Annotated in this window: 12 protein-coding genes; 4 read left to right on the top strand and 8 right to left on the bottom strand. The window is 67.6% G+C overall.

Annotated features, from left to right (window positions below; all coding sequences use genetic code 11):
- The first annotated feature begins 417 nt into the window (after nt 1-417).
- Nucleotides 418-1,197: an SDR family NAD(P)-dependent oxidoreductase gene (locus ABID81_RS15335; RefSeq protein WP_354595643.1), complete on the top strand. Its 780-nt coding sequence runs from the start codon at nt 418-420 to the stop codon at nt 1,195-1,197.
- 298 nt (nt 1,198-1,495) lie between these two features.
- Here the strand turns inward: ABID81_RS15335 and ABID81_RS15330 are convergent, their stop codons facing one another.
- Nucleotides 1,496-1,717 carry a hypothetical protein gene (locus ABID81_RS15330; RefSeq protein ID WP_354595642.1) on the bottom strand — a complete coding sequence of 74 codons (222 nt, stop codon included), beginning with the start codon at nt 1,715-1,717 and terminating at the stop codon, nt 1,496-1,498.
- A gap of 866 nt (nt 1,718-2,583) precedes the next feature.
- Nucleotides 2,584-3,156 carry a TetR/AcrR family transcriptional regulator gene (locus ABID81_RS15325; RefSeq protein WP_354595641.1) on the bottom strand — a complete coding sequence of 191 codons (573 nt, stop codon included), beginning with the start codon at nt 3,154-3,156 and terminating at the stop codon, nt 2,584-2,586.
- Nucleotides 3,157-3,294: 138 nt separating this feature from the next.
- On the opposite strand from ABID81_RS15325, the gene ABID81_RS15320 reads away from it, so the two are divergent.
- From ABID81_RS15320 to ABID81_RS15310, 3 genes are all read left to right on the top strand, one after another.
- Nucleotides 3,295-4,692 (top strand): MFS transporter, encoded by a 1,398-nt coding sequence (locus ABID81_RS15320; protein WP_354595640.1) that lies wholly within the window; start codon nt 3,295-3,297, stop codon nt 4,690-4,692.
- 30 nt (nt 4,693-4,722) lie between these two features.
- Nucleotides 4,723-5,946, top strand: coding sequence for a glycoside hydrolase family 1 protein (locus tag ABID81_RS15315; RefSeq protein WP_354595639.1), 1,224 nt, complete (start codon nt 4,723-4,725; stop codon nt 5,944-5,946).
- A 112-nt stretch (nt 5,947-6,058) separates the two neighbouring features.
- A complete protein-coding gene (locus ABID81_RS15310; protein ID WP_354595638.1) occupies nt 6,059-8,290 on the top strand; it encodes a glycoside hydrolase family 3 C-terminal domain-containing protein in 2,232 nt (743 codons plus the stop codon).
- Nucleotides 8,291-8,383: 93 nt separating this feature from the next.
- Here ABID81_RS15310 and ABID81_RS15305 read toward each other — a convergent pair whose 3' ends face one another.
- The 6 genes from ABID81_RS15305 to ABID81_RS15280 all read right to left on the bottom strand — a co-directional run bounded on the left by ABID81_RS15305 (nt 8,384) and on the right by ABID81_RS15280 (nt 16,191).
- Nucleotides 8,384-8,620, bottom strand: coding sequence for a helix-turn-helix domain-containing protein (locus ABID81_RS15305; protein WP_354595637.1), 237 nt, complete (start codon nt 8,618-8,620; stop codon nt 8,384-8,386).
- Between the two features lie 75 nt (nt 8,621-8,695).
- A complete protein-coding gene (locus ABID81_RS15300) occupies nt 8,696-9,469 on the bottom strand; it encodes an SDR family NAD(P)-dependent oxidoreductase (protein ID WP_354595636.1) in 774 nt (257 codons plus the stop codon).
- A 64-nt stretch (nt 9,470-9,533) separates the two neighbouring features.
- Nucleotides 9,534-11,054, bottom strand: coding sequence for a glycoside hydrolase family 43 protein (locus ABID81_RS15295; protein WP_502915245.1), 1,521 nt, complete (start codon nt 11,052-11,054; stop codon nt 9,534-9,536).
- A gap of 53 nt (nt 11,055-11,107) precedes the next feature.
- Entirely contained in the window at nt 11,108-12,337 is a 1,230-nt protein-coding gene (locus tag ABID81_RS15290; RefSeq protein WP_354595634.1) for an enterochelin esterase domain-containing protein, read from the bottom strand.
- 40 nt (nt 12,338-12,377) lie between these two features.
- Complete coding sequence (locus ABID81_RS15285) at nt 12,378-13,697, bottom strand: metal-dependent hydrolase family protein (RefSeq protein ID WP_354595633.1); 1,320 nt, start codon at nt 13,695-13,697, stop codon at nt 12,378-12,380.
- Entirely contained in the window at nt 13,654-16,191 is a 2,538-nt protein-coding gene (locus tag ABID81_RS15280; protein WP_354595632.1) for a glycoside hydrolase family 2 TIM barrel-domain containing protein, read from the bottom strand. Before ABID81_RS15280 ends, ABID81_RS15285 begins: the two co-directional genes overlap by 44 nt.
- Nucleotides 16,192-16,231: the final 40 nt, after the last annotated feature.

The raw sequence follows: 16,231 nt of genomic DNA, 5'->3' as shown, positions 1-16,231 counted from the left end.
GGGGGGGGGGGGGGGGGGGGGGGGGGGGGGGGGGGGGGGGGGGGGGGGGGGGGGCCGGGGGGGGGGGGGGGGGGGGGGGGGGGGGGGGGCCCCGCCGGGGGGGCCCCCCCCCCCCCCCCGGGGGGGGCCCCCCCCCCCCCTTGGGGGGGGCCACGTCGGCACGGATTCGGCTCACGGGCCTGCGGACCCGACGCGCTGCCCCTCGGAGGTCGAACCGCGCCGGTGCTGCGGCCCGCGCGGCGGCCGCCGCCCGTCGGCGCACGTCGTTCCCTGGGCAGCACCGTCCCGCGCGCCCCGACCCGCGCCTCCTGCCCGGGTCGCACCACGCTCGCGTCGTCGAACCGAGCTCCGGGGTGGTTCGACGACGCGGCGGTGGTGCGACCAGGTGTGCGGCTCGGGCGCGCCAAGATGGACTCCATGCCCGCACCCACCGCCGCCCTGCCCATCGCCCTCGTCACCGGGGCCTCCAGCGGCATCGGCGCCGAGTTCGCCCGCCGCCTCGCACCCGACCACGACGTGGTGATCGTGGCGCGCAGCGGCGACCGACTCGAGCAGGTGAGGGCCGAGCTCGCGACGACCCGCGCCTCCGGGTCCTTCACGTCCGTGGTCGCCGACCTCTCGACCCCCGAGGGGGTCGAGACCGTGCTGGCCGCGGTCGCCGACCGTCCGATCGACGTGCTGGTCAACAACGCGGGCGTCGGTTCGCACGGCGCCTTCGCCGAGGCCGACGCCGATGCGCAGCTGGCGCAGGTGCAGCTCAACTGCTCCCAGGTGGTCGCGCTGACGCGCGCGCTGCTGCCGGGCATGCTCGAGCGCCGACGCGGCACGGTCGTGAACGTCGCCTCGACGGCGGCCTTCCAGCCGATCCCGACGATGGCGCTCTACGGCGCGACGAAGGCGTTCGTGCTCTCGTTCAGCGAGGCGCTGCACGCCGAGGTGCGCGGCTCGGGCGTCACCGTGACGGCCTTGTGCCCCGGCGCGACCGAGACCGGGTTCTTCGCCGCGACCGGTCGGGACTTCCTCACGAGCGGTCGCCAGACGCCCGAGCAGGTCGTCACCGCGGCCCTGCGAGCCGTGCGCCGCCGCCGCGCCGTCGTCGTCAGCGGGCTCGGCAACGCGATCGGCGCGCAGGCCCACCGCTTCTTGCCGCGTCGACTCGTGACCGCGGCGTCGGCGCTGATCGTGCGCGAGCGCTAGGCCGCCGGCCCCGCCGAGGGCCACGAGCACGTCCGGCGCTTCGTGCAAGCGTCCTCGTCGCGCCTGGCGATCGCGCCCTGAGCCAGAAGAGTGACCGCCGTGACCGCGGGTGACACCCTGGCCTGGCCAGCTCCTACCTTGATGGGGTGGCCTAGAGCTGCCAGGCGGCTCTTGTCCGGCTGAGCAGCAGCGGCCCCGCAGCACGGCTCCCCCCGTCGGGCGAGGGCTTCTTCGTGTGCGCAGGCCGCTCTCGAGTGAGCGCTTGGACCTGCCTCCTCCCAAGAACCCGAGGGGGTGTTCATCCCGTGAAGAAGAAGACGGCCAAAGCAGCAACGCCGACGGCCAGGGCGGACCACCCGAAGAATCGGAACGGGCCTCGCACGGCATCCCCGCCTCGTCGCCCACGGATCGTCATGAAGTCGTCCCCGAACGCGCGAAGAACGTCGTCGGTCTTCAGCAGCGCGACCAGCCCGAACGCGGACATGAGGGCAGCGACGAGCAGAGCGGGCCACGAAGTCATGGTCGAACCCTGACACACGGCAGGTCGCCGCGCTCCCGGGGAGCCACTGCGTTGCCCTGAATGTCGCACCGTGCCCGCCAGGCCTTGCTTCCCGGTTTCAGGGCCGGACAGCGATCTGTGAGGCCGCTCCTGCGTCAACCGTCGGTGCCACCCAGGCTCCAACCCCTGCCAGAGCAGCTCGTCCCCGACGGCTACAGCTACGTCCTCGCCGACCTCGAGACCCGAGCGCGCCAAGCCCGGAGGCAGGCGCGCCGGCAGGTCGACACCAGACTCGTCGAGGTCTGATGGTCGATCGGTGACCTGCTGTCCCAGCGCCAGGCGCCCAGTGGTCGGGGGAGTGGCGTGTCGGGCCGGCTCGCGGATGACCTGCGCGCGGAGTTCCCGGGCATGAATGGGTCCTGGAGGTCGAGTGGGAAGTGCATTCGCGCCATTCCCCAGGCCTGGCCGGGGACACCGGCAATCGGCCGACAAGCTCTCGGCCGACTGCCGTCGGGGCACAGGCAACTCGCCAAGGACCCCGACGTGTTCGACTCCCTCGGCCTCACCGGAGGCGTCGCGGAGCGCGACCTCGAGCAGGCCCCCGTGGACCGGATCGACGACACGGGGCGGCGATCATCAGGCCTGCCAAGCTCGACGACCACGTCGCGGATTTGCTCGACTGGGTACCGTCGAGGGAAATCGGCCTCGCCAGTGTTGCCGCTGACGTCGTACTTGCCACCGGGCACGCCGATCCGGATGCCCCTACGTCGACGCCCTGACCTGGACGTGCTCGGGCAAGTCTCGCGGAAGGCGCGGTTGCCTTGAGCGGCGGTGGATCAGGCGAGCCTTCGTCGTGCTTTGCCGTTCAGTGGCCACGCGAGCGCACGTCAGCCGGCCGCAGTCGGCAGCTGGTCGCTACTGAGGATGCGCGCGACGAAGGTGCGAACGAGTCTCTCGAGGTCGATCGCGTCGGCGTCGTAGAGCCACTGCAGCTGGAGACCGTCGATGACTGCGATGAGCAGCGAGGCCAGGTCTCGCGCAGAGGGCGCCGTGTCTCCTTCTCGTCCTCGGACGACCTTCTCGATCAGGTACTCGAACTCATCGCGGACCTGCCCGTATCGCTGCTGGTGATATTCGTGAGCTGGGTGATCCGGCGAAATCGCCTCAGCCGACAGCACGGCGTAGAGCTCCACCAGTCGTGGCTCGTGGCGTGTGGCGGCGAGGGACTCGAAGAGGATCTCGAAGGACGCGGAGGCGTCCGACGCTTCGTCGGCCACCTTGCGCCCCTCGAGGTCTCGAGCGGCCAGCACCTCCATGAGGAGCTCGTCTTTCGACGCGAAATGGTGGGAGACACCTTTTGCCGTCAGGCCGCACATGCCCGCTATGTCTTTCATCGTCGTTCCTCGGTACCCGGAGGCCGCGAACATCTCGGACGCCGCATCGATGATGCGCGCTCTCACTTCTGGAGTCTTCGAGTACGGACCTCGTTGCCCTGCCATGACTCTCCTCAAACGAAATTGTCAGCGCTGTGAGATTTATGCTACCTTCCGAAAACTACACCGCGATGAGGCGTTCACCGGTGGATCAAGGAGGATCACATGGCTCAGATCGATGGCATGCACCACAGCCCCATGAAGGACGACGCTCAGGCGCCAGGTGCCCCCGGGGCCCCCATCACTCCCCTCCCTGTGGGTGCTGGGGCTGTCGAACAGCCCGGAGCTGCAGGCGCCCAGGTGATCGCTGAACCGCATGGTTCCACCGCTCGGGTGTCACGAGGGTTCATCACGTTGATGGTCCTCGCCGCCGTCGGCGCGAACATCGCCTTCATCACACCCATCGCCATCTCGATCGCGCTCCGAGTGCAGCAGTTGGCCCCAGGAAACGAGGAGTATCAGGGGCTGATCATCGGCCTTGGCGCAGCGGGCGCGCTCGTGACCGCTCCGCTCGCCGGCATGCTCAGCGACCGCACGAGGACACGCCTGGGCAGGCGTAGCCCGTGGATGATCGGTGGAGCGATCCTCGGCCTCGGCGCCCTGGTCGTCATGGCGGCTGCGCCTTCCGTTCCGGTCCTCGCCCTGGGGTGGCTGTTCGCGCAACTGGGTTGGGGTACCGCCGCCGGGACGTTCCTGTTCATCCAGGCCGACCGCGTCCCCGAATCGCAGCGTGGCTCGGTCGCCGGTCTCATGGGCTTCGCCCAGATGGCCGCCCCAGTCCTCGGCTCGGTGATCGGCGCCGCGCTGGTGTTCAGCAACTACCTCGTCTTCCTCGTCCCCGGTGGCATCGGCTTCGCACTGATCGTGCTCTTCGCATTGACTGCCGCGCGTGAGAACCCGAGGGCCGTCGAGCCCGCCGGTGAGCGTCTGACCTTCGCTGCGGTTCTCCCGAACTACGTCTTCAACCCGCGCCTCCACCCTGATTTCGGTTGGAACTGGCTGGGTCGTTTTCTCTTCATGTTCGGTCTGACCCTGAACACCACCTTCACGATCTTCTTCGTCGCTCAGAAAGCCGGCACGGACATCGCCGGAATCGCGGGGCTCATCGCCCTGGTCTCGCTCGGCGGTGTCGGTGCCGCGGCCCTCGGTGCCCTCGGCGGCGGATGGCTGTCGGATCGCATCAAGCGCCGCAAGATCTTCATCCTCATCGCTGGCGTCATCTTCGCCGTCGCCGCCACCGTGATGGCCTTCGCCCCGGATCTCACCACGGTCGTGATCGCCGGCCTCGGAACGCAGCTCGCGATCGGCATCTTCTCCTCGATCGACAACGCGATCCTGCTCGACATCATGCCCAACCGCGAAGCCGAAGCCGGTCGCTACAGCGGCATCTCCCAGATCGCGATCTCGCTCGCTCAGGCCCTGGCCCCTCTGGCCGCCGCAGCGATCCTCCTCATCGGTGTCACCGGAACGGACAAGAACTACACCCTCTTGTTCCTCGTCGCAGCGGTCGTCACCCTCCTCGGGGCCCTCTCCATCTCGACCCGGGTCAAGGGCTCACGCTAGATGCACCCCCACAACGAAGGGACCGAACTGATGACCGACTTCCTCTGGGGTGCCAGCACCTCGCCCCACCAGGTCGAGGGAAACAACCTCAACAGCGACTGGTGGGCCCAAGAACAGGCCTTCCCGCAGATGTTCCAGCCCAGCGGCGACGCTCTCGACAGCTACCACCGTTACGCCGAGGACATGAAGCTGCTGGCTGACGCGGGATTGAACGCCTACCGGTTCGGCATCGAGTGGGCACGGATCGAACCCGTCGAGGGACACGTTTCACGCGCCGAACTGGCGCACTACCGGCGCATGATCGACACGTGCCTGCAACTCGGGCTCACCCCCATCGTCACGATCCACCACTTCTCGGTGCCCGCATGGTTCAAGGAGGCCGGAGGGTGGCTCGCCCCCGGGGCCATCGACCGCTTCCGTGCCTACGTCACGGCGTGCACCGACATCCTCCACGACGTGCCCTACATCGTCACCATCAACGAGCCGAACGTCTTGGCCTTGATGTCGCTGATGGATCAGGTGATGGTGTCCATGCGTGAGGGCACGTTCGACGCGGAAGCTGCAGCAGCAGGCCGCTCCGAAGGCCTGGCAAAAGTGGTGCCCCATCCGGAGATCGGTGACCGGCTCATCGAAGCACACAGGGCGGCCAGGGAGATCCTGCACGCGTCACTGTCCGGAAAGGTCGGATGGACCGTCGCCGGCCAAGCGTTCCAAAGCACCCCCGGCAACGAGGAGCGCTACACCGAGATCAAGTACGCCTGGGAAGACAAGTTCCTGGAGGCCGCCCGAGGCGACGACTTCATCGGCGTCCAGGCCTACACCAGCCAGCTCATCGACGGTACCGGGATCGTCCCGCACCCCGAAGACCCCGGGAACACGCTCACGGGATGGGCCTACCGGCCCGACGCCCTCGGAATCGCCGTGCGCAACGCCGCCGAGGTCACCAGGGGCGTCCCAGCGCTCATCACCGAGAACGGCATCGCCACCACGGACGACGAACGTCGGATCAGCTACACCTCCGCTGCGCTGTCGCATCTTGCAGAAGCCATGGCGGACGGCATCGATGTTCTCGGCTACTGCCACTGGTCCGCACTGGACAACTACGAGTGGGGAGACTGGGAGGCGACCTTCGGGCTCATCGCCGTCGACCGGAGCACGTTCGAGCGACACCCGAAGCCCAGCCTCGCGTGGCTCGGTGATGTCGCCCGGCAGGGCACGCCGACCCAGGAATCCCTGCCCGCCACTCACGCCTGACGAGACGAGCAAGGCACGGTAGGCACCACCCACCTCCGGTTGTCTCAGCCCGGCTGCCCACACCGACTTCCACGCCATGACGGCAGACCTCATCTCCTGAAGGAGCACGACCATGACGCATAATGCGATCCGCGGAGTTTCACTCATCGATGACGCGGCCCTGACCAGTGGCGGCACGTTCTGGTCGACCAAGGAAGACGACCAGGGCCGACGGGTCCTCCTCACGGACGGGCCGCACGGGGTCCGCTACCAAGCAGGCCAAGCCGATCACCTCGGCATCGCCGCGAGCGAGCCGGCGACGTGCTTTCCCCCGGCCGCGGGGTTGGGACAGAGCTGGGACCCCGAGCTCGCCAGGATCGTCGGGGCGGCCCTCGCCGTGGAAGCGCGGCACTACGGCGTCGGGGTGCTGCTCGGGCCCGGCATCAACATTCGCCGCGACCCCCGAGGCGGCCGCAACTTCGAGTACTACTCCGAAGATCCGCACCTCAGCGGCGTCCTCGGGTCCGCCTGGGTCCGCGGCCTGCAGAGCGGCGGCATCGGTGCGTCGGTAAAGCACTTCGCGGCGAACAACTCCGAGACGGACCGCATGCGGACGAGTTCCAACGTCGCCGCTCGGCCCTTGCGGGAGATCTATCTGCGTGCCTTCGAGCGCGTGGTGAAAGACGCTTCACCGTGGACGGTGATGTGTTCCTACAACAAGATCAACGGCATCCTGGCGAGCGAGAACAAGTGGCTGCTCACCGACGTCCTTCGTGGCGACTGGGGCTTCGATGGTGCCGTGGTGTCGGACTGGGGCGCCGTGGCTGATCGCGTCGCGGCAGTCTCTGCAGGCCTTGATCTCACGATGCCCGGTGGTGGCACAGCTGCGGGCGATGAGGACATCGTCGACGCCGTGCGTGCCGGCGTGCTCGAGGCCGATCTCGTCGAGCAGGCAGCCGACCGCGTCACGCGACTCATCGACCGCGTCACCGAAGGAGCCGCGTCCGTCGTCGCCGACCTCGACCTCGACGCCCATCACGAGCTCGCCCGCATCATGGCCGCGAACAGCATCGTGCTCCTGAAGAACGACTCCGGCATCCTCCCTCTCACATCCACGTCCCGAATCGCCGTCGTCGGACAGTTCGCGATGACGCCTCGCTTCCAGGGCGGTGGGAGCTCGCACGTCAACGCAGCCCACGTCGACATCCCGTTCGAGCAGATCGCCGAGCGAGCAGCCGATGTCACGTACTCACCCGGCACCGGTCCCGGCGCGCTCGCGTCAGCGGTCGAGGCCGCATCTCGCGCTGACGTCGCCCTGGTGTTCCTCGGACTTGCCGACCATCAAGAGACCGAGGGTGTCGACCGAACTGACATCGGCCTTCCTGCCGAGCAGCTCGAGTTGCTACGCGCTGTGGTCGCAGCCCGACCGGAGACCGTGGTCGTCCTCAGCCACGGGGGTGTCGTCGACCTGACCGAGGTCGACCGCCTGGCCCCAGCCATCGTCGACGGAGCCCTCCTCGGGCAGGGCGGCGGTCACGCCATCTCCGAAGTCGTCTTCGGTGACGTCAACCCCTCAGCCAAGCTCACCGAGACCGTGCCGATGCGTCTGCAGGACGCGCCGTCCTACCTCAACTTCCCCGGTGAGCACTCTCAGATCACCTACGGAGAAGGAATCTTCGTCGGCTACCGCGGCTACGACGCGCGCGACGTGCCCGTTCTCTACCCATTCGGCCACGGCCTCTCCTACACCGCGTTCTCCTACGGTGAGATCACCGCGACCACCGACGATTCCGGTGTCACCCTCTCCCTGCCGATCACGAACACGGGCTCGCGGGCCGGCCGTGAGGTCGTCCAGTTCTACTCGGGTCTGTCCGACTCCGGCGTGCAGCGTGCACCTCGAGAGCTCCGGGCATTCGCCGCCGTGACCCTGGCACCTGGGGAGACGTCTGTCGCCACAGCGCACATCAGCCGTGGTGACCTCGCCTACTGGGAGGACCGCACCGACGCATGGGTCGTCGAGGGCGGGCACTACACCGTGTGGGCAGCTTCCTCCAGCCGCGACCTGCGCTCGAGCGTGATTGTCACGATCGAAGGAGACGATCCGCGGGTGCCCCTGACCGCCGCATCGACCTTGGGGGAGATCCTCGCCCACCCGATCGCGGGACCCGCATTCGGGCAGGCGATGGGAGGTGGCCTCGACACGAGCGAGGTCTCCGAGGTCGGGATGGGCGCAGACATGCAGAGCCTCACCAACGCCATCCCCCTCGACCGTCTCGGTGCGATGAGCGGAGGCGTTGCCGTGGTGGATGCGGCCGCGTTCGCCCCGTTGTTCGACATGGCAAACGCTCCAGACATCTGCAGCTGACGGTTTTCGCCCGAGGGGCACCTACGCCAGCTCGCTCTCTGCAGCGAGGCCCGGCAACGCCGTCCTGCCGACAGCTGATGCCGGGCCTCGACCTCAGGTCAACGCCCTGAGGTGCCCTGCATCGAGGTCGAGTTCCGTGAGCAGTCTGAGGACCACGAAGACGCTGGGACCGGTGACCTCGCCCTTCTCGATGCGCCGTAGGGTCGCTGTCGCGATGCTGGCACGACGGGCCAGATCTTCTTGTCGAAGCCCCCGGTCCCTGCGTGTGGTTCGTATGAGGTGTCCGAGTCGGGCCGCGGGGCGTCGATCTGTGAAAAGGGGGCTCGGCAAGGCTTACTTCTCCTCCTCCGGTCCGGCCGGATCGTGGCCGGCAGGGGTAGCTCTGACGACCACGGTGCCGGTAGTTCAGACGACGGACCAACCGCCGTCACTCGGCAGCACGGCGCCGTTGACGTTCGCGGAGTCGTCGCTCAGAAGCCAGGTGATGGCGGCGGCCAATTGCCCTGGTTGGGCTACCGGCGGGATGTTCACCTGCATGATGGGTCCGACCCGCGACGCGGCGTACTCGCTACGCATCGGCGCCTCGATGTTCGTCGCGACCGCTCCAGGCGCGACGGCATTCGCCCGAATGCCTTGGGGGCCGTGGAAGAACGCGACGCTCTTGGTGAACCCGGCAATGGCGTGTTTCGAGGATGTGTAGGCGGCGCCGGCGGCAGAGGCCCGGAGTGCCGCCTCGGAAGCGACGTTCACGATCGACCCCTCACCCGCGGCGATCATCTGGGGGAGCACCGCCCGAGTCAGGCGCATGGGACCTGTGACATTGACACTGAAAACTCGGTCCCAGGTGGCGTCGTCGACCTCGCTCGGCGGGAGGAAAGCGTCCATGATGCCGGCGACGTTCGCCAGGCCGTCGATCTGAGGGCCCGCAGCGGCCAGCAGGGCGACGATGGTCGCCTCGTCGGTGACGTCTCCTGCGACGGTCTCGACCGAGAGCCCCGCTCCGTCGACGAGCTCGGCGCGCAGGTCGTGCAGTCTTTCCGCGACGACGTCGGTCGCGATGACCCGGCCGCCCTCGTGGGCGACCCGGGTGGCCGTTGCGCGCCCGATCCCAGATCCTGCTCCGGTGATGATGATGGTCTTGCCGGCGAATCGCTGGGGTGTGGTCGATGTCGTGGTCATGTTCTCTCCTCGTATCCAGTTCTCAGATGGAAATTGTCGGTCGTGGTCGTGGTCGTGGTCTGGCTCAGTCGCCGAGGACGGGGCCGTAGGAGAACAGCTGGAGCGGGCCCGTGCTGCTGGTGCCGTCGACGGGCTCGACGCCGACGACGCGGCCGGTGAAGCCCGCGGCTACCTCGGTGGAAAGGTACCGGCCGTCGAAAGTCGCGAGGACGTGGAAGCGGTCCTCGTCTTCCTGGAAACCGAGCTCGATCCTGTCCGGGGCGGGGGACCACGGACCATCGTGCGGCGTCACGGCCCGAACTTCGAGGGTGATCGAGGACGAGCCGGGACGAGGGATCGACGCGATGATCTGCTCGAGCGGACCGATCTTCACACGGGCGTCCACCGTGTCGTCACGGAGTTCACTCGCTGCCCAGTGGTCGTCATCGAGCCGGACAGTCAGACGGCCGGTGCCGGACGTGAAGGACGCGCCAGCCCTCCACTGCTGGTGTTTCGTCCGAACGGCGACGAGTGGCCTCGACAGTGGTTTCCTCGGCGACGCCGCGATGGTCATGCCACCGTCCGTCGCCGAGAGCAGTTCGGCCGGGTGCACGCCGGGGCTGACCCATCGAGGGTGCAACGGCGTGCTCGTGAAGTCGTCCACGAAAGCAGTCGTATCGACGGGCACGCTGTAGCGGTCCTCATCGATGACGGGCCAGTCGTCCAGCCAATCGACGCCGGCGAGGAAGGTCTCCCGACCGTTGACGTGGAACTGCGGAGTCATGCCGCGCGGCCGCACCCCGAGGTACACCGCGGCCCACGTGCCGTCGGCGTTCTCGACGAAGTCAGCGTGACCGGTGTTCTGCACTGCTTCGACCGTGCTGCGGTGGGTGAGAAGCGGGTTGGCCGGGTTCGCGGTGAACGGGCCGTCCATCGTGCGCGAGCGTGCGATGGTCACCATGTGACCGCGCTCGGTGCCACCTTCCGCGAGCAACAGATACCACCAGCCGTTCCGATGGAACAAATGTGGGGCTTCAGCGTGTGCGAAACCGTCGCCACCGTAGATCTGTTTCGGTTCTGACAACAGCTGGCCGGTGGTGGGGTCGACCTGCACCTGCATGATCGATGTGGCGCCGCTTCCCGCTGACCAGGTGAGGTGGCAGACGCCCTCGGCATCCCAGCTGAGGTCGGGGTCGATGCCCACTGCGCCGGCGGTGTACACGGGCGTGGTCCACGGTCCCGCAGGATCTTCGGCGCTGACGATCAGGTGCCCGTCCATGTACCGTCCGACGTTCGACGTGACCATGAAGAAGCGGTCGTCGTGGTGGCGGATCGTCGGGGCGTAGATGCCGGAGCTGCCGAAGGAACCACCCAGATCCAGCTGATCGTCTCGGTCGAGCACGTTGCCTATCTGGGTCCAGGTCACGAGATCGCGGCTGTGCAGGATGGGCACCCCTGGGGCGTACTCGAACGACGATGTGACGAGGTAGTAGTCCTCACCGACTCGGCAGATGGAGGGGTCCGGGTGGAATCCCGAGACGATCGGAGTGGCAGGCATGGTGCTCCTTCTGATGGGACCGATTGGATCGGCACGTCGAGGGGTCAGCGGGGGCTTCGCCGGACGGCGGGACTCGGCTGGCCGGTGTCAGCAGGTGTGCGTCATGTCGAACGCAGCGACGTCGTGAGGTGTCGGAGGCCGTGGGCGAACAAGATCTGCGATGAGAAGTAGTCGTGACCGACTGGGCCGGTCAGCAGCGTCACGTCGAAGTCGAGGTCCTTCAGGAGGTCCGTGAACTCGTGCGCGGCCGTGTACAGCGAGGGGATGTCGTAGACGCGGTCCACCTCAAGCTCTCCGACGGTGAGGACGAACCTGATGTCCTGGAGCGCGGGGGACTCGCGGAAGCGGGCGTACCACTCGCGAGGTTCGTGGCCTCGCTGCATGTAGGCGATGCCTGGCGAGGCGGCAATGACCTTCCCGAAGTGGGCCGCGCCGTGCGCAGCTGAGAGGATCGCGGCCTCGCCGCCGCCGCTGAACCCCGAGACGGTGTTCCGCGTCCGGTCGGTGGGGAACGCATGACGGGCGCGTACCTCGGGCACGAGTTCCTCGCAGACGAACCGGTCCAGCGGGACTTCGAACGTCACTTCGGCTTGACGGCTCTCGAAGGGGTTGTCGATGAACACCATCGCTGTCCGCGGGATGTCACCTGCCGATGTGAGGTGGGCGACGAGGTTCTGCGGGGGCATGACCTCCGCGAGGCAGCCGGCACCGTCGAAGGCCCATAAAACGTGTTCTGCCGGTTCATCACCGGGCGGTTGATAGACCCAGTAGCGCCGCTCGGCATCGAGGAGAGCGCTGTGGAAGGAATGCTCCGTCAGGGTGCCGGGAGCCGGCTGGGTGAGGGCTGCGACGAGATCTGCATCCCGCGTCGGGTCCAGGTCCAGGATGGAGGTTGGGTTGAGAGGGTCGGGCCGGAACGAGTACAGGGTCTCCATCTGCTCACCTGTCTCCAGCCAGGGGTCCCAGTGTCCGTGGATGTCGGGTGCGAAGTAGTACGTCACGCGGGTGTGCCGCGGGAGGCGCAAAGTGAGGTGGAACACGTCCGTACCGGGAAGACGGCGCAGGAGGTGCTGCTCCCAGTCGTTCAGGACGAGACCGCCCCCGATCCCGACGTGCTCGACCGTGCCCGTCTCGTCCCGCCACAGGAACGTGACGGCGACACCTGTCTCATCGCCTTCGATCGGTGCCACGAGAGGGCTGCCGCGCCTCTCGACATCAGCCCAGAAGTCCGTCAGGAGTCGCTCGTGGTCAGCGGATGTCCGCAAGCCCTGGCGCAGTTCCTCGATCCGAGCGCCCGAGAGGGGCTCGCGCCAGCCAGTTTCGTATCTCATCGGATGATCTCCTCGCTCAGGATGGTGCAACCGTCGGTGGTCACAGGTCGTCCCCTCGTCGGAGGACTTGCAGCCTTGGTGTGCTGTGGACGATCTGACCGCCTTGGATGATCGCGACGACATGGTCTGCGATGTCCGCGAGCACCCCGATGTCAGCGCTGGGATCGGCGTCGACGATGAGCAGGTCGGCGATGGCACCCTCTGCGACGACCCCGAGCTCACCGGTGCGTCCGAGCAGGTCGGCTGCAGTCACGGTCGCTGAACGGATTGCATCGATGGCGGGCTGCACCTGGGCCAGGAGACGGAATTCCTCGTTCTGGTGTCGCTGCATGCCGCCGAGCAGGTCGGAACCGTAGACGAGTTTGACGCCGGCGTCGTGGGCCCGTCGGATCGCATCCAGTCCGGTCTGCAAGACCGTGTCGACCTTCTGCCACATGCCTTCCGAGAGGCCGTGTTCGCGGCCTTCCTCCTGCAGTGCCCAGTAGGTGACGAGGGTGGGGACGAGGAAGGCGTCGCGCTCGCGGAACAGGGCCAGGCTCTCGTCGTCGAGCAGATTGCCGTGTTCGATGGAGCGCACTCCGGCTCGCAACGCCCGGTTGATGGCTCGGGCCGTGTACGCGTGGGCGGCGACGTACCGGTTCGCTGCGTCGGCTTCGTCGACCGCGGCTTGGATCTCGCCGAGGGAGTACTGGGTGGAGTCGATCCGGTCCGTAGGCGAGGAGACTCCGCCGGAGGCCATGATCTTGATGTGGTGCGCTCCCTTGCGGATCTCGTTGCGCACAGCCGCCCGCACCGCGTCGACACCGTCTGCGACAGTGCCGAGACCGCAGCTTCCTGGTGTGCCTGGTGAGTGCTCCTCACCGGGGAGGCGCATGTCACCGTGGCCGCCGGTCTGACTGATCGCGTGGCCGCAGAACAAGACGCGAGGTCCGACGACGAGTCCCTCCTGCTGGGCCTGGGCGAGTCCGTGGTCCGCGCCTCCCAGATCGCGGACGGTCGTGAAACCGCGCTGGAGGGTCTCTCGCGTGGCCTTGGCGGTGTGGGCGTAGACGTAGGACGCTGCGGTTTGTTCGAGGGCCCGGAAGTCGGCGCTGAAGGCGGTGAGGTGCACGTGCGCGTCGATCAGGCCCGGCATCACGACCGCGCCGGAGGCATCGAGCCGGGACCAGCCGCGCGCGTCGAGGTCGGTGCCGATCTCGGTGATCGTGCCGTCCTCGATGCGGATGTCTGCGGTCTGAGTGGTTCCGGTGGTGACGTCGAGGACTGCTCCTCCGGCCACGATCAGCTGCGGAACAGGGGCGGTCGACCTCGGCGGGCTAGTGGACATCGACCTCTCCGGTCCCCGCGACCGCGGCTCCATCGCTCGAGCCGTTCTCACCGGACGAGTCCGCGGCTGAGCGGTCTTCCTGGTCGGCGGCGATGACGTCCACCCGTCGTTCGCCGAGGCCGTCCGCCGACACGGTGATGGTCACCGTCCCTGCGCCGGTCGGTCGAACGAGAGCCAGCGCGCGTCCCTGGTACGTCCGGTGGGAGGTGCCGCCGTAGGGCTGGTCGTTGTCGGGCCGGGCGCTGCCGAGGGCTTGGAGAACCCCGGGCCCCGTCACGACCACGTGGACGTCTCGGTCGGCGCCGGGGTGGATGACGCCGTTCTCGTCCGTGAGATGGATGGTGACGTACGCGAGGTCGGTGTCGTCGGCGCGGATGACCGAGCGGTCGACATCGATGGCGAGACGCACGTCGTCCTGTGCCGTGTGGAGGGTGGTCCGGGCGGTCTCCTCACCGTTGACGTAGGCGATCGCGGTCACGTCACCGCGTGCGTATGTCGCGTCGAAGGTGGCCATGAAGGCGTGGTCGCGGCCGGCGGGCTTCTTTCCGAGCGAGGTCCCGTTGACGATGAGTTCGATCTCGTCGGCGTCGCTGTAGACCTCGACGGACGTCGCTGTGCCGTCGGCGACGTTCCAGGTCCAGCTCGACTCGGTGTCGCTCCAGGCCCACATGCCGGGACGGACGGCCCTGCCGTGGTTCTCGGGTCGGAACACGGCGATGTAGGGGCTGTGGCGAAGACCGTAGACGGTTTCGCGGTAGTAGGAGATGGGGCGTCGGTGCCCGGTGATGTCGTGATCCCCGGACCAGGCCGCGATCCAGGGGTACGGGGCCTCGAAGACGGGGGCCTCATCCGCGTACTGGACCCGGCCGATGCCGACTTCGCCGAGGTAGTCCCAGCCAGTCCAGGTGAAGTCTCCGATGATGTGAGCGTTGTCTTCGACGAGGCGCCAGTAGCGGGCGATGCCGGGAGGGAACGTCTCGCTTCCGACGATGATCCGGTCGGGGAAAAGATCTTTGTCGATGAGGTAGCGGCTGTCGCCGTAGTTCAGGCCGGCCACGTCCAGGAGTGCGAAGGACTCTTCGGTCTTCTCCGTCACGAGGGGGGAGGCGCTGACTTGGTTCATGAAGTCGGCGGCGGAATTCATGAGGTCGTTGACGCCGCCTCCGGTCTCCTGCCCGTCGCCGCCCGCTTGGCTGGCGTTGGCCTGCATCATCTGGACGACGTCCTGGAGGACGGAGACGAAGCCGTTGATGCCGTTGGTGACGAACCGTGTGGAGTCCAGGCTGCGGATCTTCTCGGCCAGGTGTCGACCCCACGTCGATCCCAGTGGGTCGCCGGTCTCGAGGATCTCGTTGCCGATCGAGTAGAACACCACGCTGGGGTGGTTGTAGTTCTTCGCGACCAGGGACTCGACGTCCCGTTCCCACCACTCCGCGAACGCCAGGGAGTAGTCGTAGGGGGACTTGCCTTCGGTCCACATGTCGAAGGTCTCGTCCATGACGAGCATCCCGAGGCGGTCGCAGGCGTCGAGCATCGCCTGACTCATCGGGTTGTGAGAGCTTCGGATGGCGTTGAAGCCGGCCTCTTTCAGCAGCTCGACACGTCGTTCCTCTGCGCGGGCGATCGTGGCGGAGCCCAGGGGGCCGTTGTCGTGGTGGATGCACGCCCCGCGCAGCTTGACGGTCTCCCCGTTGATCCGGAGACCTTTGAGGGGGTCGAGCTGCAGGGTGCGGATGCCGAGGGTGGTGTCGTGGGTGTCGAGGACGTCCGTCCCGTCGCGGAGGACGGAACGCACCATGTAAAGGGATGGCGAGTCCGGGCTCCACAACGAGGGGGCCTGGACGAAGAGTCGCTGCCGGACAGGTGCGCCCTCACGAGAGCGGACAGTGCTGGGGGAGGACGCCTCGGCCACGACGACACCGTCGGGGTCGACGATGACGGTGTCGACGATGCGCGTCACGGTGTGCAGAGAGTCGTTGTTGATCGGGGTCACGACCTCGACGACGGCCCGGTCGGTGTCGATGTCGGGGGTGGTGATCCTGATGCGATCGTGGGGGATGTGTGTCAGGTCGGACACGATGAGTCGCGTGTCGCGGTAGATGCCGGTGCCGGTGTACCAGCGGGAGTCGTCGTGGGCGCGCGCGTCGACGCGGATGGTGTTCTGTTCGCCGTATCGGAGGAACGGGTTCAGGTCGACGACGAAGGTGGCGTAGCCCGACGGGCGCTGCGCGGCGAAGGTGCCGTTCACGTAGACCATGGCGTCGCGGTACACCCCCTGGAACTCGAGGCGGACGACCTTGGTGCGGTAGTGCTCTGGGACGTCGAAGGTCTTTGAGTATTCGAAGACACCGCCCGGGAAGTAACCGTTCCTGCCACCTACTGTCTCGGCGGCTGAGCGCGGCTGTCCGATGATCGCGTCGTGGGGAAGCGTGACCGGCTCGCCAGCTGTGGGGGCGCCCTGCAGTTGTGCATAGGGGCTGACCTTGGGACGGACGGTCCATGAGTGGTTGAAGGAGGTGATGCTCATGTCACTGCTTTCCGTGGTCGCGGTGGTGGTCGTGTCGCGG

This window comes from Frigoribacterium sp. PvP054 (assembly GCF_040547465.1).
Classification (GTDB): Bacteria; Actinomycetota; Actinomycetes; order Actinomycetales; family Microbacteriaceae; genus Frigoribacterium.
This window is presented reverse-complemented; position numbering and strand designations above follow the sequence as displayed.